The organism is Promicromonospora citrea, assembly GCF_013004695.1.
In the GTDB taxonomy this organism is placed as follows: Bacteria; Actinomycetota; Actinomycetes; order Actinomycetales; family Cellulomonadaceae; genus Promicromonospora; species Promicromonospora citrea.
In genome coordinates this window covers 1-18709 of the sequence record NZ_JABEMG010000092.1, presented here as the reverse complement: position 1 = coordinate 18709, position 18709 = coordinate 1, and the positions used below count along the sequence as shown (strand labels likewise).

Genomic DNA, 18709 nt, shown 5'->3' with positions numbered 1-18709 from the left:
CCGCCGGCGCCGTCCGCGGCGGCGGGCGTCGACGGGTCGCCGGAGGCTCCCCCGTCCGGGGCCTCGGCGTCGGCGGGCCCGGACGCCTCGGACGGGGAGCCGGAGGTCGAGGCCGACGGCGGGGTGCTCGCCCCGCCCGACGCGTCGTCGCCGGGACTGCCTGTGCACCCCGCCAGCAGGAGCAGGGCGGCTGCCGCCGCCGCGCCGGAGCGGACGGGCCTGGACGTTCGAGTGATCACGAGTGCCTCCTTCGTTTTCACCCTACGCCTGTCGTTGATCGAGGCAACAAAAGTGAGCTCTGCGAGACGGTGTGCTCTTCGCACGTCCGGACTACGGTGTCGGGACCGAACCTGCGGTCGCCGAGCTCACCTGCGGGAGGAAGGCACGCCCATGTCAGAGGGGAACACCGAGGACGACGGCCTCGGCACCCGCGCGGTCCTGCCCCCGGCGCCGCCCGCCGCCGCGTGCACGCCGAGCGCGCCCGGCCACGACCTGCTCGTGCCGCTCGGGGCGCTCGCGGACTGGGTCGTGGGGGAGGACGCCGCGTGACGCCCGAGCTCACCGCCGCCGACCCGGCCGTCCACGCGCTGCTCGCACCCGCCTACTCCGGGGCGCTGACGAACCTGCTCGAGACCAACGCCGTGCCGTACGACCCGGCGGTCTACGGCGGTTCCGGCCTGCTGGACCCGCGCGTCGGCACCTTCTTCCGGGCGGGCGGCGGGTACGAGCAGCCCTGGACGCGCGACGCGGCCGTCAACACGTGGAACGCGGGCAGTCTCCTGGCGCCCGACGTCGCGCGCGAGACCCTCTGGTCGGTCGTCACGCGCGACGCCGGCGGCGCGCTCGTCGTGCAGCCGGACGACCAGTGGTGGGACCAGGTGATCTGGGTGGTCGCGGCGTGGCACCACCACCTCGTCACGGGCGACCGGGCGTTCCTCGCCGCCGCGTACGAGGCGGCGTCGACCACGCTGGCCGTCCGGGAGGCCGCGCAGCACGACGCCGCGACCGGCCTGTTCACCGGACCCTCGTTCTTCAACGACGGCATCGCGGGCTACCCCGACCCGCTGGTGCCGGAGGGCGACGGCGCGAGCAGCTTCGTGCTCGACCACCCCGCCGCGGTGACCCAGCGCGCGCTGAGCACCAACGCGCTGTACCACGGCGCGTACGCGAGCCTCGCCGCGATGGCCGACGCGCTCGGCGACCCGGAGGCGGCCCACGGCCACCGGTGCCGCGCCGCGAGCCTCGCCGACGCGGTCGAGCGACACCTCTGGCAGCCCCACCGCGGGCGCTACGGCTACACGCTGCCGGCGCACGGCCCCGCGGCCGGCGTGCTGCAGGAGCACCAGGAGGGTGCGGGCCTGGCGTTCGTCGTCCTGCTCGGCCTCGCGGACCCTGGCCGGGCGCGCGCGCTGGTCGACGGCGCGCACGTCGCGCCGCACGGCATCACCGACGTCCACCCGCGGTTCGGGCGGTACGCCGCCGTCGGGCACGCGGGGCGGCACAACGACGTCGTGTGGCCCGTGGTGCAGGGCTTCTGGGCCGACGCCGCGGCGCGGACCGGCCACGAGGCCGCGTTCGCGCGCGAGGTCGAGGCCATGGCGCGCCTCTTCGCGCGTACCGGGAGCTGGTACGAGATCTACGACGCCGCGACCGGCGCCGTCGACGGCGGGTACCAGACCGGGCACGTCTGGGAGTCCCAGCCCGACCAGACGTGGTCGGCCACCGCGTACCTGCGTGCCGTCCACGCCGGGCTGCTCGGGCTGCGCCCCCGCCTCGACGGGCTCGGCGTCGCGCCGCTCCTGCCCGCCGGCTGGGGGGACGTCACGGTCGCGGGGCTCCCGTACCGGGACGCCGTGCTCACGGTCCGGCTGCGCGGACACGGCGGGCGCGTCCTCGCCGCGCGGCTGGACGGTGCGGGGCTGGACGGTGCCGACGTCGTCGTCCCCGCCGACCTGACCGGTCCGCACACGCTCGACGTCGTCCTCGGGCCCGCCCGGGCCTGAGCCCCGCTCCCGAGGTGCGGCGCGCCGGGAACGCGCCGACGATCGATCCATGAGCACTGGCGCGGCGGCACCGCTGCCGGAACCCGGACCGCAGACCCCCGCCCCTGGCGGCGACCGCCGGTTCTTCGGCCATCCCCTCGGCCTGATGACGCTGTTCACCACCGAGCTGTGGGAGCGGTTCAGCTACTACGGGATGCGCGCCATCCTGGTCTACTACCTCACCGACACTTTCGCGGACGGCGGCCTCGGCCTCGACCAGACGCTCGGCGAGGCGGTCGTGTCCGTGTACGGCACGGGCGTCTACCTGCTGTCGGTGGTCGGCGGGTGGCTGGCCGACCGCGTCATCGGCGCCCGCCGCTCCACGCTCTACGGCGGCATGATCATCGCGACGGGCCACGTCTGCCTCGCGATCCCCGCCGCCGGGTTCTCCTACCTCGGCATCGTGCTCGTCGCGCTCGGGACCGGCCTGCTCAAGCCCAACGTGTCGTCCATGGTCGGCGCCCTCTACGACCGGGCCGACACCCGGCGTGAGTCGGCGTTCCAGATCTTCTACATGGGCATCAACATCGGCTCGCTGTTCTCGCCGATCATCGTCGGCGCCGTCCGCGCGGTGTGGGGCTACCACGCCGGGTTCTCCGTCGCCGCCGTCGGCATGGCCGTCGCGCTCGTCTTCTTCGTGCTCGGCCGCAAGCACCTGCACGGCGCCGGCGACGACGTGCCCGACCCCGTGCTCCCCGGCGAGCGCCCCGCCGTCGCGCGCCTGTTCGCGGTCGTCGCGGGCGCCGTCGTGCTCGTGTACCTCCTCGCCCGGCTCGTGTCGGGGCAGTGGGGCGTGCTCGCCCTCATCGACACCCTCAGCTACGTCGCCTTCCTCGCGCCCGTCGCGTTCTTCGTCGTCATGTATCGCTCCGAGCGGGTGTCCGACGCCGAGCGCCGCCGCCTGCTCGCCTACATCCCGCTGTTCGTCGCCGCGATGCTCTTCTTCATGATCTTCGAGCAGGCCGCGACCACGCTCGCCACGTTCGCGGCCGACCGCACCTCCCGCGAGGTGCTCGGGTTCACCGTGAGCCCCGAGTTCTTCCAGTCGGTCAACCCGGCGTCGATCATCATCCTGGCCCCGGTGTTCGCGTGGTTGTGGGTGCGGACGAAGGACCGGCCGCCCACGCCGTACAAGTTCGCGATCGGGCTGGCGCTCGCGGCCGTGTCGTTCCTCGTGCTGGCCGGTGCGTCCGCCGCGGCGGGCGACGGGCTGACGCCGGGCTGGGTGCTCGCCTCGGTGTACGTGATCCAGACGCTCGGCGAGCTGTGCCTCTCGCCGGTCGGCCTGGCGGCGACCACGCTGCTGGCGCCGCGCGCGTACCAGGGACAGGCCATGGCGCTGTGGTTCCTCGCCCCGGCCGCGGGCCAGGCGATCACGGCGCAGCTCGTCCAGGCGACGGCGGGCGCGTCGGACACGGCGTACTTCGGCGGGATCGGGCTGGTCGCGCTGGTGTGCGCGGGCGTCCTCGCGCTGCTGGGCCCGTGGGTCACCCGTCACGTCCGCCGCGCGGACCAGCTGGAGGGCGTCCGCACGGCGGGGGAGTGAGCCCTCTTCGCCACCGTCTTTGAAACCGACGTTGATCGGCTTTGGCGGCCGCCAAGGCCGATCAACGTCGGTCTCGACGACGAGTGGCGGCGGGGACCACGGCGACGCCGGGCTCGCCCGGTGTGACCTGCGGCTACCCGCGCCGGGCCACCTGGTAGGTTCGCCCCGTATCGAGATCGTTTTCACCTGCAGGCTCACCGCGAGGAGGCGGTCGTGACCGACATCGAACCCGCATACGGGGCCGGGACCCTGCTGCTGATCGCCGCCGCAGCGGTCGCCGTGCTCCTGGTGCTCATCATCCGCTTCAAGCTCCACGCGTTCGTCGCGCTCGTGCTCGTCAGCGTCGTCACCGCCGTCGCGGCGGGCATCCCGATCGCGGACGTGCCCGACGCCCTGATGACCGGCTTCAGCGGGACGCTGGGGTCGGTCGCACTGCTCGTCGGGTTCGGCGTCATGGTCGGGCGGCTGCTCGAGACCACGGGCGGCGCGCAGGTGCTCGCCGACACCCTCATCCACCGGTTCGGCGAGAGGCGGGCCCCGCTCGCGCTCGGTGTCGCCGCGCTCATCTTCGGCCTGCCGATCTTCTTCGACGCCGGGCTCGTGGTGTTCCTGCCGATCATCTTCACCGTCGCGCGGCGGTTCGGCGGCGGCATCCTGCGGTACGGCCTGCCGGCCGCCGGCGCGTTCGGCATCACGCACGCCGTCGTGCCGCCGCACCCCGGCCCCGTCGCCGCCGCCGACCTCATGGGCGGCGACATCGGCCTGACGCTCCTCATGGCCGTGCCGCTCGCGGTCGTGACGTGGGTCGTCGGCGGGTACTTCGTCGCCCGCTACCTGGGCCGGCGCTACGTGGTCGACATCCCCGACGCCGTCTTCGGCCGCATGAACCGCGGCGCGGACGACGAGGGCGGCTCCGGCTCGGGCGGGACGGTGACGGCGACCGCCACGGCGACCAAGGCGCCGCCGCGGTTCGGTGTCGTGTTGCTCATGCTGCTCCTGCCGCTGGTCCTCATCTCGCTCAACACCGTGGTCTCGACGCTCGTCACCGCCGGCGCGGTCGACGAGGGCGCCGCCTGGGTGAGCACCCTCACGCTCATCGGCGAGACGCCGATCGCGCTGCTCATCACCGTGCTGGTCGCCCTCGCGGTGCTCGCGCCGGGCCGGTTCACGGCTGACCGCGCCAACAGCCTGCTCGACGACTCGCTCGGCCCGATCTGCTCGATCATCCTCATCACGGGTGCGGGCGGCATGTTCGGCGGCGTGCTGCGGGCCAGCGGCATCGGCACCGCGCTCACGGACTCGCTGTCCGACGTGGGCCTGCCGCTCCTGCTGCAGGGGTTCGTCATCGCGACGGTGCTGCGCGTCGCGCAGGGGTCCGCGACGGTCGCCCTGACGACGACGGCGGGGCTCATCTCCGCGCAGGTCGCCGCCGAGGGGCTGAGCGACGCCCGGATCACGCTGCTGGTCTTCGCGGTCGCGGCGGGCGCCACGGTGCTCTCCCACGTCAACGACTCCGGGTTCTGGCTGGTGAACCGGTTCTTCGGCATGGACGTGCGGACCACGCTCAAGACGTGGACCGTGCTGGAGACGAGCCTCGGCGTCACGGTCTTCCTCATCGCCGCCCTGCTCTGGCCGGTGCTGGGATGACCACGCCCGGCGCCCCGGCCGGGCCACGGCGCCACGTCGTGGTCATGGGCGTGAGCGCGACCGGCAAGACGACGGTCGGGCAGGAGCTCGCGGCCGCCCTCGGCAGCGTCTTCGTCGAGGGCGACGCGTTCCACCCGCAGGCGAACATCGACAAGATGGCGGCAGGCCATCCGCTCGACGACGCCGACCGCCGTCCCTGGCTGCGCGCCCTCGCGGACGAGATCGCCCGGCTGGAGGGTGTCGGCCAGACGTCGGTGACGGCGTGCTCGGCCCTGCGCCGCCCCTACCGGGACTGGCTGCGCGAGGGGTACGCGGACCTGTACTTCGTGCACCTCGAGGCGACCTACGACGTGCTGCTCGACCGGATGCGCCGGCGCAAGCACTTCATGCCGCCGTCGCTGCTGCAGTCGCAGCTCGACACGCTCGAGCCCCTCGAGCCCGACGAGGCGGGCGTCGTCGTCGACGACACCCGCACGGTGGACGAGGTGGTCGCCGACGCGCTCGCGGCGGTGACGGGAGGCGCGCCGGGCTGAGCCGCACGGGCTCAGGGGCGTGCCGCCCGCGCGGGCTTGCTCAGCGGCCCCTGCGGTCCCGGTCGGCGCGGCCCGTCCAGTGGCCCACCCAGAGGGTGCCCGCCAGCGCGAGCACGCCGATCACCACGGGCGCGGCGGCCAGGGGCGCGACGGCGGCCACGGCCGAGACGAGCAGCGGCCCGCCGGTGTTGCCGATGTCGCCGCACAGCCGCCACCCGCCGAGGAACTGCGACCGGCCCTCCTCGGGCGCGACGTCGGCCCCGAGGGTCATGACGATGCCGGAGCCCAGCCCGTTGCCGAGCGCGATGACCACCATGACGAGGCCGACGCCGAGCGCCGAGTCGGTCAGCGGCAGCAGCAGGCAGCCGACGCCGACCGCGAGCACGACCGGGATCGCGACCACCTGGCGGCCCTTGGTGTCGAGCAGCCAGCCCCCGGGCAGCGTGAGCAGGATGTCGATCGTGGCGGCGACCGCGAACAGCAGCGACACGACGGCGGCGGAGATGTGCACGTGGTCGGCCCACAGGGGCAGCAGACCGGTGCGCACCGACCGTGACGCGCCGATGATGACGACGGCGACGCCCAGGGTGAGCAGCGTGCGCCGGTGCTCCCACAGCACGGTGCGCACGGGGAGCTGCACGGCCCCGCGGGACACCCGGCCGAAGTCCGGCATGCGCGTCACGATGATCGCGGACACCAGCGAGGCGCCCGCCGCGAGCACGAACACCGACCGTACGCCGAGCAGGTGGATGAGCCCGGCGCCCAGCAGCGGGCCGATCAGGATCCCCAGCCGCATCGACCCGCCGAGCAGCGCCATGCCGCGTGCGCGGTGGCTGACCGGCACGGCGTCGATGAGGAAGCCCTGGCGGGCCAGGAGGAACGCCGTCCAGCTCATGCCGCTGACGAACACCGCGACGCACAGCAGCCACACCGACGGCACGGCGAAGGCGGCGAGCATCGCGACGGCGTCGACCAGGCCCGCGATGACCAGGGTGCGGCGCTCGCCGAGCCGGGCCACGAGCGCGCCCGACGGCAGCGAGTTGGCGAGCTGGCCGATGCCGAGCAGGGCGACGACGAACGCGGCCACCGCGGTGCTCGCGCCCAGGTCGCCCGCGTGGATGGCCAGCACGGGCATGACGGCGCCGTGCCCGAGCGAGCTGACGACCGACGGCAGGTAGGCGACGACGGCGATGTCACGGAACCGGAACTCGGGCTCGTCCGCCCCGTCCCCGCGTGCTGGTGGTTCCGTCGTCACCCCGCCATCGTGCCAGATAGTTAGCCTCGGCAACGACCTCGTCCAGCCCGTGGGCGGCGGGGCGCCGCCCGGGCGGGCTACGCCTCGGTCGGCGCGTCGCCCGCCCGGGCCGACGCGAGCCGCGCGGCCTCGGCGAACTCGTCCTGCACGGCGCGCGACGGCGCGGCGGTGACGAGGCTGACGACGATCGCGGCGAGCCCGCCGAGCACGAAGCCGGGCACGAGCTCGTAGAGCGTGTCGGCCAGCGGGGAGCGTCCCCAGGCGAAGGCGACGACGGCGCCCGTGACCATCCCGGCCAGCGCGCCCCAGCTCGTGAGCCGCTTCCAGTACAGGCTCAGCAGGACGATGGGTCCGAACGCGGCGCCGAACCCGGCCCAGGCGAAGCCGACGAGGTCGAGGATCGTGTCGGTGCGGTCGAACGCGATGACGCCGGCGACCGTGGCCACGAGCAGCACGCCGAGGCGGCCCAGCAGCACCTCGGTGCGCGCGCTCATCTCGCGGCCCGCGATCTTGACGAGGTCCTCGACCAGTGCAGAGGAGGAGACGATGAGCTGCGAGGAGATGGTGGACATGATCGCGGCGAGCACGGCGGCCAGGACGAGGCCCGCGACCAGCGGGTGGAACAGCACCTGCGAGAGGTAGAGGAACACCGTCTCGGGGTTGTCGAGCGTCTCGCCGCGCGCGCCCACGAAGGCGACGCCGATGAGGCCCGTCAGCACCGCGCCGAGCGCGGTGACGATCATCCAGCTGATGCCGATGCGGCGGCCCGCGGTGGCGTCGGCGGGGGAGCGCATGGCCATGAAGCGCACGATGATGTGCGGCTGGCCGAAGTAGCCGAGGCCCCACGCGGCGGCCGAGATGATGGTGGTGGCGGAGGCGCCGGCGACGAACGACAGGTGGTTCGCGGCGCCGCTGCCCTCGGCGGCGAGCAGGCCCTCGCGCACCGGCTCCCAGCCGCCGACCTCGACGAAGGCGACGACCGGCACGACGACGAGCGCGGCGAGCATGAGCAGGCCCTGCGCGACGTCGGTCCACGTGGCGCCGAGGAACCCGCCGAACAGCGTGTACGCGAGCGTCACGCCGCCGACGACCCAGATGCCGGTCGCGTACTGCGCGCCGAACGACCCCTCGAAGAACGTGCCGCCGGCCACGAGGCCCGAGGACACGTAGAACGTGAAGAACACCAGGATGATGACGCCGGAGGCCACGCGCAGCAGGCGCGAGGTGTCGTGCAGGCGGTTCTCGAAGAAGCTCGGGATGGTGATCGAGTTCTTCGCCGTCTCGGTGTAGGCGCGCAGGCGCGGGGCGACGAACTTCCAGTTGAGCCAGGCGCCGATCGTCAGGCCGATCGCGATCCACGACTCGACGAGGCCGCTCACGTAGATCGCGCCCGGCAGGCCCATGAGCAGCCAGCCCGACATGTCGGAGGCCCCGGCGCTCAGCGCCGCGACACCGGGGCGCAGGCGGCGCCCGCCGAGCATGTAGTCGCCGAGGTCGTCGGTGCGACGGAAGGCGGCGTAGCCGATGGCGAGCATCAGGACGAGGTACGCGACGATCGCGATCGTCTTCCAAACCTCGGGGGTCATGGGTCGCTCCAGGTGGTGTCCGGCGATGTGAAAGTTTTGTTCCGCGGGGTGCCGCGTGAGTCCGGGATTGTGGCACGAACTTTCGTCCGGGCTCAAACGGGATGTTTCGCCCCTACCCCGGCACGGCGCCCTACCCCAGCACGGCGCCCTGCGACGCCGACCGCACGAGCCGCGTGTACTTGGCGAGCACACCGCGGGTGTACCCGTGGGGCAGCGGCGCCCAGCCGGTCCTGCGGGCGTCGAGCTCGGCCGGGTCCACGAGCAGGTCCAGCGTCTTCGCCGCGACGTCGAGGCGGATGCGGTCGCCGTCCCGCACCAGGGCGACAGGCCCGCCGTCGACGGCCTCGGGTGCGATGTGGCCGACGCACAGGCCCGTGGTGCCGCCGGAGAACCGGCCGTCGGTCACGAGCAGCACGTCCTTGCCCAGGCCGGCGCCCTTGATGGCGCCGGTGATGGCGAGCATCTCGCGCATCCCCGGCCCGCCCTTCGGCCCCTCGTACCGGATGACGACGACGTCGCCCGCCTGGATGGTGCCGTCCTCCAGCGCGTCGAGCGCCCCCCGCTCCCGCTCGAACACGCGCGCCGTGCCCTCGAAGACGTCGGAGTCGAACCCCGCCGACTTCACGACGGCGCCCTCCGGGGCGAGCGACCCGCGCAGGATCGTGATGCCGCCCGTGCGGTGGATGGGGTCGTCCATGGCTCGCAGAATCTTGCCGTCCGGGTCCGGCGGGTCGATCTCGGCCAGGTTCTCCGCCACCGTGCGGCCCGTGACGGTCAGCGCGTCGCCGTGCAGCAGGCCCGCGTCGAGCAGCGCCTTCATCACCACCGGCACGCCGCCGATGCGGTCCACGTCGTTCATCACGTACCGGCCGAACGGCTTGAGGTCGCCCAGGTGCGGCACGCGGTCGGCGATCCGCGAGAAGTCCTCCAGGGTGAGGTCCACCTCGGCCTCGTAGGCGATGGCCAGCAGGTGCAGCACCGCGTTCGTCGACCCGCCGAACGCCATGACCACGGCGATCGCGTTCTCGAACGCCTCCTTGGTCAGGACGTCGCGCGCCGTGATGCCGCGGCGCAGCAGCTCCACGACCGCCTCGCCCGAGCGGTGCGCCCACGCGTCGCGGCGCCGGTCGGCCGACGGCGGCGCCGCCGACCCCGGCAGCGACATGCCCAGCGCCTCGGCCGCCGACGCCATCGTGTTCGCCGTGTACATGCCGCCGCACGCGCCCTCTCCCGGGCAGATCGCCCGCTCGATGCGGTCGACGTCCTCCTGGCTCATCAGCCCGCGCGCGCACGCCCCGACCGCCTCGAAGGCGTCGATGATCGTGACCTGCTTCTCCGTGCCGTCCGTGAGCTTGACCCAGCCCGGCATGATCGACCCCGCGTAGAGGAACACGCTCGACAGGTCCAGGCGGGCCGCGGCCATGAGCATGCCGGGCAGCGACTTGTCGCAGCCGGCCAGCAGCACCGTGCCGTCGAGGCGCTCGGCCTGGACCACCGTCTCCACCGAGTCCGCGATGACGTCGCGCGAGACGAGCGAGAAGTGCATGCCCTCGTGGCCCATCGAGATGCCGTCCGACACCGAGATGGTGCCGAACTCGAGCGGGTAGCCGCCGCCCGCGTGCACGCCCTCCTTCGCGGCCTTGGCCAGCCGGTCGAGGGAGAGGTTGCACGGCGTGATCTCGTTCCACGAGCTCGCGACGCCCACCTGCGGCTTCGCGAAGTCGTCGTCCCTCAGCCCGACGGCGCGGAGCATGCCCCGCGCGGCCGTGGCCTCGAGCCCGTCCGTCACCTGGCGGGAGCGGGGCTTGATGTCGATCCCGGGGTCGGGGAAGGCGTCGTCGCTCATCCCAGCATTCTGCCGGGAAGGGGGCCGAGCCGCAGGTGGTCGAGGCGATCGTCAAACCGGTTGGCCGGTTCATCAAACCGGTTTTACCGTGAACGCACCGAGCAGCGCCGCGAGAGGAGAACGATGGGCAGGCCGACGATCGACGACGTCGCCCGCGCCGCAGGCGTGACGAAGGCGACGGTCTCGCACGCCTACAGCGGCAAGCGGCCCATCTCCGCGACGACCAAGGCGCGGATCTTCGCCGCCGCCGAGCGCCTCGACTGGGTGCCCAGCTCGCGGGCCCGGGCGCTCGCGGCCCGGCGCGCGAACGCCGTCGGCGTCGTGCTCTCGCGGGACCCGGCCATCCTGGCCTCCGACGCCTTCTTCCCCGCGTTCATCTCGGGCGTCGAGTCCGTCCTCGCCGGGCACGAGATCGCGCTCGTGCTCCAGATGGTCACGGGCCGCACGGCCGAGGAGCGCGCCTACCGGGCGATGGCCAGCGGCCGGGCCGACGGCGTGATCGTGCTCGACCTGCACCGCGTCGACTGGCGCGTGCCCTACCTGCGGGACCTCCGGCTGCCCGCCGTCCTGCTCGGCGCGTACGACGCCGAGAACCCGTTCTCCACCGTGCGCACCGACGACGCCACGCCCGTGCGCGAGCTGGTCGCCCACCTGCGCGCGCTCGGCCACACCCGCATCGCCCACGTGTCCGGCCCGCTGGACTACGTGCACTCGCACGCGCGGGCCGCCGCGTACGTCGAGAGCGTCGGCGGCGACGAGCTGCTGCGCGAGGGCGACTTCACCGCGGGCAGCGGCCGCGCCCTCACCGCGGAGCTGCTCGGCCTGCCGGACCGGCCGACCGCCGTCCTCTACGCGAACGACACCATGGCGATCGCCGGGTACTCGTACGCGCGCAGCCGGGGCCTGGAGGTCCCGGCCGACCTCGCCGTCGCCGGCTTCGACGACGACCATCTCTCGGCTCACCTGAGCCCCGCCCTGACCAGCGTCTCGTCCGACCCGTTCCGGCGGGGGAAGGTGGCGGCCGAGCGGCTGCTCGCCGACCTCGCGGGGGAGCCGGCCGAGTCCGTCACGGTCGACTGCACCGTGCTTCGGCTGCGCGCCAGCACCGCCGGCCCCGCACCCGAGGCGCACCCCACCCCGCTCGAGGAGGAGTTGTCATGAAGCACCACCGGATCGTCGGCGTCGCCGCGACGCTGACCGCCGTCGCCCTGACCGCAGCCTGTTCCGGGGGCGGCGGGGGAGGCGGCGGGGACGACGCCGCCTCCGCCACCGGCCCGATCACGGTCTGGCTGTCGAACAACGAGCAGGAGGTGGCCTGGGGCAAGGACGTCGTCGAGGCGTGGAACGCCGACCACCCCGACGAGAAGGTGACCGCGCAGGAGATCCCGGCCGGGTCCTCCTCGGAGGAGGCGATCACCGCGGCGATCACCGCCGGCACGGCGCCCTGCCTCGTCTACAACATCTCCAGCGCCGCGGTGCCGGGCTGGGTGCGCCAGGGCGGGCTCGTCAACCTGTCGGAGCTCGAGGACGGCGCGAGCTACATCGAGGACCGGGTGGGCGACGGCGCACAGACCTACCTCACCGACGACGGCTACTACCAGCTCCCCTGGAAGTCGAACCCCGTCATGGTCATGTACAACAAGGCCGTCTTCGAGAAGGCAGGCATCGACCCGGAGAACCCGGACATGGCCACCTACGACGACTTCCTCGCGGGTGCCCGGAAGATCGTGGACTCGGGCGCGGCGGACAGCGCGATCTGGCCCTCGCCGACCAACGAGTTCTTCCAGCCATGGTTCGACTTCTACCCGCTGTACCTCGCCGAGTCCGGCGGCACGCCGCTCGTCGAGGACGGCGCGGCGACCTTCGACGACGAGAACGGCACGGCCGTCGCCGACTTCTGGGCGACGATCTACTCCGAGGGCCTGGCGCCGAAGGAGGCGTCGACCGACGACGCCATGTCGGCGGGCACCACCGCGATGCAGCTCGCCGGCCCGTGGGCCATCGCGTCCTACGCGGACAGCGTCGACGTCGGCTTCATGCCCGTGCCGACGTCGAGCGGCGAGGCCGACCCCGTGACGTTCGCCGACTCCAAGAACGTCTCGATGTTCACCGCGTGCGAGAACCAGGGCACCGCGTGGGAGTTCCTGAAGTTCTCCACCAGCGAGGAGAACGACGGCGCCCTGCTCGAGGCCACCGGCCAGATGCCGCTGCGCACCGACCTCGCCACGACCTACGCGGACTACTTCGCGGACAACCCCGCCTACGAGGTGTTCGCCGACCAGCGCACCGGCGACGTGCCGAGCATCCCGAACTCGGTCGAGGCGTGGCAGGCCTTCCGCGACGCCTACTCGTCGGCGGTCATCTTCGGCACCACCTCCGTGGAGGAGTTCCTGAGCGGGGCTGCCGAGAAGATCGACGGGCTGGTCCAGGGCTGATCGCCATGAGCACCTCAGCGACCACCACGCCGTCGGGCACCGCCCGGCGGCGGTGGTGGGGCAGGCAGCCGATCGGCTCGCTGCTCGCGCTGCCCTACGTCGTCTTCGTCGTGGCGGTCTTCGCCTACCCGCTCGGGTTCGCCGTCTGGATCGCCTTCCACGACTACTTCTTCACCGCGCCGGGGGTGGAGGTGCCCAAGCCGTTCGTCGGCCTGGACAACTTCGCCGCCGTGCTCACCGACCCGCAGGTGCTGGACGCCTTCCGCAACATCGGGGTGTTCCTCGTCATCAACGTGCCGCTCACGGTCGTGCTCTCGATGGTGCTGGCCACGGCGCTCGACCGCGGCGTGCGGTGGGCGGCCGCCTACCGGGTCGCGTTCTACGTGCCGTACCTGACGGCGAGCGTCTCGCTCGTCGGCGTGTGGCTGCTGCTGTTCTCGTCCCGCGGGCTCGTCAACACCGTGCTCGGGCCGCTCGCGCCCGACCCGTCGTGGCTCGTCAGCTCGTCGCTCGCGATGCCGACGATCGCGCTGTACGTGACGTGGAAGCAGCTCGGCTTCTACATCCTGCTCTACCTCGCGGCCCTGCAGAACGTGCCGCGCGAGCTGCACGAGTCCGCCGAGACCGACGGCGCGAACGCGTGGCAGCGGTTCTGGGCCGTCACCGTGCCCGGCGTGCGGACCACCACGGTGCTCGTGCTCGTGCTGGCCATCATCACCGGCGCGAACCTGTTCACCGAGCCCTACCTGCTCACGAACGGCGGCGGGCCCGACGGCGCGTCGGTCACCCCGGTGCTGCTCATCTACCAGCGCGGCATCCAGCAGCAGAACCCGGACACCGCGGCGGCGATCGGCCTGCTGCTCGTCGTCGTCGTCGGACTGCTCTCGCTCGCCGCCAACCGCATCACGAGGGAGCGCTGACATGCGACGTCGACGCCCGCCCTGGCTGCGCTACCTGCTGCTCACGCTGGCAGCCGTGGTGTTCGCCTTCCCGTTCTGGTTCATGATCGTCGGGGCGTTCCAGGAGAGCCCGACCAACACGCCCGGCCAGCTCCTGCCCACGTCCGGCTGGACGCTGGGCAACTTCACCGCGATCGACTCGCGGCTCGACCTGGTGGGCTCGCTGCTCAACTCCCTGATCTTCACGCTGGGCGTGCTGCTCGGGACCGTGACCTTCGGCCTGCTCGCCGGCTACGCGCTGGCCCGGCTCGACTTCCGCGGCCGCGGCGCCACGTGGGTGCTCATGCTGCTGGTCCAGATGGTCCCGTTCCAGCTGCTCATGATCCCGTTGTACGTGCAGGTCACCCGCGGGTTCGGGCTCGGGGACACCTACCTCGGCATGATCCTGCCGTTCGCGATCAACACGACGGCGGTGTTCATCTTCACGCAGTTCTTCCGTGCGCTGCCCGCGGAGATCTTCGAGGCCGCGCGGATCGACGGCGCGAGCGAGCTGCGCATCGTCCGCGCGATCGCGGTGCCGCTGGTGCGGCCCGCACTGACCACGGTCGTGCTCATCACGTTCATCGGGCCGTGGAACGAGTTCCTCTGGCCGTTCCTCATCACCAAGGACGCGACGCTGCAGCCGCTCGCCGTCTCGCTGGCGAACTACATCTCCAACGTGGCCCAGTCCACCGCCAACCCGAACGGCGCGATCCTCGCGGGTGCCACGGCGCTCGCGTTCCCCGTCGTCATCCTCTTCATCCTGTTCCAGCGGTACTTCACCGCCTCCGACCTCGGCTCCGCCGTGAAGGGCTGACCCCCATGACCACCACGACAACGAAAGCCACCATGGACGTCACCAGCATGTTCACCCACGCCACGTTCCCGCTCGGGCCGTTCGTGCCCTATGAGCACAACCCGATCCTGCGGCCCCGCGGCGGCAGCTGGGAGTCGGCGAACCTCTACAACCCGGCGGCCCTCGTGGTCGACGACGAGGTCGTGCTCCTGTACCGCGCGCACGCCGAGGACATCGTGTCCCACATCGGGCTCGCGCGGAGCAGCGACGGGTACCACTTCGAGCGCGAGGACGAGCCGATCCTGTCGCCGTCGGAGGACTACGAGCGGTACGGGTGCGAGGACCCCCGCATCGCGTACATCGACGGCACGTTCTACCTCACCTACACGGGCTGGGACCGGCACAGCGCGCAGCTGTGCCTCGCGACGTCGACCGACCTGCACACCTGGACCAAGCACGGCCCGGTGTTCGAGTCCTTCGACACCTTCGCGACCGTCGACCCGCGGGGCCACAACTGGTCCAAGGCCGGTGTGATCGTCCCCGTGCAGATGCAGGGGAAGTGGTGGATGTACTTCGGCGAGGGCGCCATCTACTGGGCCACGAGCGACGACCTGATCCACTGGACGCCCGGCACCCCGGACACCGAGCCCATGTACGAGCCGACGCCGGGGTCGTTCGACGCCGACCTGGTCGAGATCGGCACGTCGCCGGTGCTCACCGACAACGGGCTGCTCGTCATGCTCACCAACGGCGCGACGCGCACGGTCAACCCCGACGGGAGCGTCGACGTCGACTACCGGTGCGGCCAGATCGCGATCGACCCCGACGACCCGACCCGGGTGCTCGCGCGCCTGCAGGAGCCGTGGCTGCGGCCGCAGACGTTCGAGGACAGGAACGGGCTGGTGTCGAACGTGACGTTCGTCGAGGGCCTGGTGCAGTTCCACGGGACGTGGTTCGCGTACTACGGCCAGTCGGACACGACGCTGGCGGTCGCGGTCCACGACCCGTCCCGCCCGTACGGCGCGACGCTCCGCCACCCCACGCCGAGGTAGTCACGGGGCGAGGTAGTCATGGGGCGAGGTAGTCACCCAGCGCGCGCCGGGTGACTACCTCGCCAGGTGACTACCTCGCCAAGTGACTACCTCGGCGGTTACTCGACGGCGAGGGCTGCTACCGGGGGTGTGCGGACCGCCGTGCGGGCCGGGACCACCGACGCCAGCAGGCCCGCCACCAGCGAGATGCCGAGCACCAGCGCGATGTCCGTCAGCGGCACGGCGTACCGCACCTCGCCCATGAGGGCCAGCGCGGTGGCCGCGCCCGACCAGCCGAAGATCAGGCCGAGCACGATGCCGAGCACCGCGCCCACGCCGGCGATGAGCATGCCCTCGACGGCGAGCATCGCCCGCAGCTGGCCCCGGTCGAGGCCGATGGCCCGCAGGGTCGCGGACTCGCGGGTGCGCTCGATGACGGACAGGGACAGCGTGTTGGTGACCCCGATGAGCGCGATCACCACGGCGACGGCGAGCAGACCCACCACGATGCCGAGGATCACGTCGACGACCTGCCGGAACTGCTCCGCCTGCGCCACGGGCCCGACGACGTACCCGCTGCCGTCGGCCTGCGCGACCGCGTTCTGGACGGCGGTGAGGACGGCCGCCGGGTCCGACCCCGTCACCGTGCCCCACACCTCGGTCTGCGTGTTCTCGCCGGTGATGCGTGCGAAGTCGGCGGCCGTCATCACGTGGTCGAGCGCCTGGCTCGAGGTGATCAGCACCGTCAGGTCGATGGTGCCGTTGGGGCCCTCGACGGTCGTGACGTCGTTCGAGCCGACCCCCAGCAGGCCCGCGCTGTCGCTGCTGAGGAGGATGAAGCCCTCCTCGAGCATCCGCGCGTCCTCCGGCACGTTCACCACGGAGGCGAACTCGCCTGGCTGGACGGCGTTGACGGTCGTGTCCGAGCCCCCGACGGTCACGGTGGCCCGGGTCACGAGCGTGGTCTTGCCGACGCCGTCCGTCCCCGCGACGGCGTCGCGCACGTCCTGGACGTACCGGTCGTCGGACGGGACCGCGCTCACGTCGAACGGGAAGCTCTCGTCGAGCAGCGCGTCGGCCGACATGCGGGCGCTCGCCGCGCCGGTCGACATCATGGTCACCAGGGTGACGCCGATGAGCAGCGCGGTGGACGTCGCCGCCGTCCGGCGCGGGTTGCGCAGCGTGTTCGCGACAGCGAGGCGGGCCGCCGGGCCCGTGCGCGACACCAGGTTGCCGAGCCCCGCGGCGACCCGGGGCAGCCACAGGACGGCGCTGAGCACGACGCCGAAGAAGGCCAGCGCACCGCCGCCGACGGCCGCGACGAGCCCGAACTGGGTGGCGCCCCGCATGCCGAGGAAGACGCCGAGCCCGAGGGCGGCGAAGCCGGCGACCAGGCACAGGATCGAGACGACGAGGCGCGTGCGGCCCGCGCGGGCCCGCAGCGTCGGCGCGTCCGACGGGCGCAGGGCGGCGAGCGGTGCGACGCGGGTCGCGGACCGTGCCGGTGCGATCGCCGCGAGGACGGTGACGCCCACGCCGACGGCGAGCGGCAGCAGCACCGTCTGGGTGGTGACCGTGATGGTCGCGGGCAGCGGCACGCCGAGGTCGAAGCCGGGCGCCACGGCCAGTGCCAGCTGGGCGAGCCCCGCACCGACCACGATGCCCGCGACGGACGCGACGAGGCCGAGGATCGCGGCCTCGAGCAGCACGCTGCGGTAGAGCTGGCCGGTGCCGGCCCCGATGCAACGCAGCAGCGCGAGGGTGCGGGTGCGCTGCGCGACGAGCACCTGGAAGGTGTTGGTGATGACCATGGCGGCGATGAGCAGCGCGATGGCCGCGAAGGTCATCACGAAGACGAGGAACACGATGTCCTGACCGCCGGTCTGCTCGGCGGTCCGCTGGGCGGCCACCTCGTCGGCCGTCTGCACCGAGACGGTGTCGCCCGCACCGGCGGTGGCGTCGAGAAGGGCGTCGCGCAGGTCGGACGGCACGTCGCCCGGCAGCGGCGTGTCGAGGGCGACGAGCACCTCCTGCACCAGGTCGGGGAAGGGCTCCGCCAGCCGCCACTCGTCGAGCGTCGCGGCGGGGACCGCTGCGGTGCCGCCGTAGGAGGTGAAGGCGCCGTAGGGGTCCTCGGTGATGCCGGTCACGGTGAGCTCGGTCCTGACCTCCTCGGGTTCGCCGAGCTCCGTGGCCGGGTCGTCGGCGGTGCTCTCGTTCCAGCCCTCGGGGTAGATCTCGCGGTGGACCGTGACCGTGTCGCCGATGCCCACCTCGAGCCGGTCGGCGACGCGTGTGGTGAGGACGACCTCGTCGCCCGCGGCGGGCCAGGTGCCGTCGGTGAGCTCGAGCGGGGACAGCCTGGGGTCGGACGGCACCGGCGCGACGGCCTGGAACCCGCCCTTTCCGCCGTTGCGGAGGTCGCCGAACCAGGTCGTGAGGGGCTGCACGGCCGCGACGCCGTCGACGGCGCCGATCGCCTCGACGGTCTCGGGCCCGAACGAGCCGCTGCCGGCCTGCGGCACCGACACGACGACGTCGGCGTCCGCGTACTGCGCCGCGACCATGTCGTGGGTGGTGCCGTTGATGACACCGCCCGCGAGCAGGGTGACCGCGACGAAAGCGGTGCTGATGAGGATGGCCACGCCGGCGGCGGTCAGCCGGCCGGTCGAACGACGCATCTGCCCGAGCGTCAGGCGCGCGGTGGGGAACCGCGTCCCCGGCTGCGGGGTGGGCGTGGTGGTCGGCGGTGTCAGGGTGGCGGTCATCACGCGCCCGTCCTACCGGTGGTGACAGCAGGCTCCAGCGTGCGCAGCGCGTCCAGGCCCGCCATCGCCGACTCCGGGGTCGGGTCACTGATGTCCCCGGCGATCTTCCCGTCCGCGATCAGCACCACCCGGTCCGCGTACGCCGCCGCCGACGGGTCGTGCGTCACCATGATGATCGTGCGCCCCAGCTCCCGCACCGAACGCCGCAGGAACGACAGCACCTCAGCCCCCGAACGCGAGTCCAGGTTGCCCGTCGGCTCGTCGGCGAACACCACCTCCGGCTGCG

The 18709-nt window shown here is 72.8% G+C and carries 14 protein-coding genes and 2 pseudogenes; 10 read left to right on the top strand and 6 right to left on the bottom strand.

Annotated features, from left to right (window positions below; genetic code table 11):
* A pseudogene (locus HLB15_RS16495) lies at positions 1-239 on the bottom strand (hypothetical protein); the annotation flags it as partial.
* Between the two features lie 151 nt (positions 240-390).
* Here HLB15_RS16495 and HLB15_RS16490 point away from each other — a divergent pair.
* The 5 genes from HLB15_RS16490 (at position 391) to HLB15_RS16470 (ending at position 5768) form a co-directional block, all read left to right on the top strand.
* Complete coding sequence (locus HLB15_RS16490; RefSeq protein ID WP_171106851.1) at positions 391-549, top strand: hypothetical protein; 159 nt, start codon at positions 391-393, stop codon at positions 547-549.
* On the top strand, positions 546-2003 hold the full coding sequence (locus HLB15_RS16485) for an MGH1-like glycoside hydrolase domain-containing protein (RefSeq protein WP_171106850.1): 1458 nt from the start codon (positions 546-548) through the stop codon (positions 2001-2003). The genes HLB15_RS16490 and HLB15_RS16485 overlap by 4 nt, the downstream gene beginning before the upstream one ends.
* Positions 2004-2052: 49 nt before the next feature.
* A complete protein-coding gene (locus HLB15_RS16480; protein WP_171106849.1) occupies positions 2053-3588 on the top strand; it encodes a peptide MFS transporter in 1536 nt (511 codons plus the stop codon).
* Positions 3589-3801: 213 nt separating this feature from the next.
* The gene (locus tag HLB15_RS16475) at positions 3802-5235 is read left to right on the top strand and encodes a GntP family permease (protein ID WP_171106848.1); all 1434 of its coding nucleotides are present in this window, start codon (positions 3802-3804) and stop codon (positions 5233-5235) included.
* Positions 5232-5768 carry a gluconokinase gene (locus tag HLB15_RS16470; protein ID WP_171106847.1) on the top strand — a complete coding sequence of 179 codons (537 nt, stop codon included), beginning with the start codon at positions 5232-5234 and terminating at the stop codon, positions 5766-5768. The genes HLB15_RS16475 and HLB15_RS16470 overlap by 4 nt, the downstream gene beginning before the upstream one ends.
* A 40-nt stretch (positions 5769-5808) precedes the next feature.
* On the opposite strand, the gene HLB15_RS16465 is transcribed toward HLB15_RS16470, so the two are convergent.
* The 3 genes from HLB15_RS16465 to ilvD all read right to left on the bottom strand — a co-directional run bounded on the left by HLB15_RS16465 (position 5809) and on the right by ilvD (position 10455).
* The gene (locus tag HLB15_RS16465; protein ID WP_229785656.1) at positions 5809-7023 is read right to left on the bottom strand and encodes an MFS transporter; all 1215 of its coding nucleotides are present in this window, start codon (positions 7021-7023) and stop codon (positions 5809-5811) included.
* A gap of 77 nt (positions 7024-7100) precedes the next feature.
* Entirely contained in the window at positions 7101-8609 is a 1509-nt protein-coding gene (gene putP / locus HLB15_RS16460; protein WP_171106846.1) for a sodium/proline symporter PutP, read from the bottom strand.
* Positions 8610-8739: 130 nt separating this feature from the next.
* Positions 8740-10455 carry a dihydroxy-acid dehydratase gene (ilvD, locus tag HLB15_RS16455; RefSeq protein ID WP_171106845.1) on the bottom strand — a complete coding sequence of 572 codons (1716 nt, stop codon included), beginning with the start codon at positions 10453-10455 and terminating at the stop codon, positions 8740-8742.
* 123 nt (positions 10456-10578) lie between these two features.
* On the opposite strand from ilvD, the gene HLB15_RS16450 reads away from it, so the two are divergent.
* From HLB15_RS16450 to HLB15_RS16430, 5 genes are read left to right on the top strand one after another with little or no spacing between them, the layout of a single operon-like run.
* Positions 10579-11616, top strand: a complete 1038-nt coding sequence (locus HLB15_RS16450; RefSeq protein WP_171106844.1) for a LacI family DNA-binding transcriptional regulator — start codon at positions 10579-10581, stop codon at positions 11614-11616.
* A complete protein-coding gene (locus tag HLB15_RS16445) occupies positions 11613-12890 on the top strand; it encodes an extracellular solute-binding protein (RefSeq protein ID WP_171106843.1) in 1278 nt (425 codons plus the stop codon). Before HLB15_RS16450 ends, HLB15_RS16445 begins: the two co-directional genes overlap by 4 nt.
* 5 nt (positions 12891-12895) lie before the next feature.
* The gene (locus HLB15_RS16440; protein WP_171106842.1) at positions 12896-13810 is read left to right on the top strand and encodes a carbohydrate ABC transporter permease; all 915 of its coding nucleotides are present in this window, start codon (positions 12896-12898) and stop codon (positions 13808-13810) included.
* 1 nt (position 13811) lies between these two features.
* Complete coding sequence (locus HLB15_RS16435) at positions 13812-14645, top strand: carbohydrate ABC transporter permease (protein WP_171106841.1); 834 nt, start codon at positions 13812-13814, stop codon at positions 14643-14645.
* 5 nt (positions 14646-14650) lie between these two features.
* On the top strand, positions 14651-15676 hold the full coding sequence (locus HLB15_RS16430; RefSeq protein WP_229785657.1) for a glycoside hydrolase family 130 protein: 1026 nt from the start codon (positions 14651-14653) through the stop codon (positions 15674-15676).
* 98 nt (positions 15677-15774) lie between these two features.
* Here the strand turns inward: HLB15_RS16430 and HLB15_RS16425 are convergent, their stop codons facing one another.
* Together HLB15_RS16425 and HLB15_RS16420 are read right to left on the bottom strand one after the other, a co-directional pair.
* The gene (locus HLB15_RS16425) at positions 15775-18423 is read right to left on the bottom strand and encodes an ABC transporter permease (protein WP_171106840.1); all 2649 of its coding nucleotides are present in this window, start codon (positions 18421-18423) and stop codon (positions 15775-15777) included.
* Positions 18423-18709: pseudogene (locus tag HLB15_RS16420) on the bottom strand (ABC transporter ATP-binding protein); the annotation flags it as partial. The pseudogene HLB15_RS16420 and the gene HLB15_RS16425, both read right to left, overlap by 1 nt.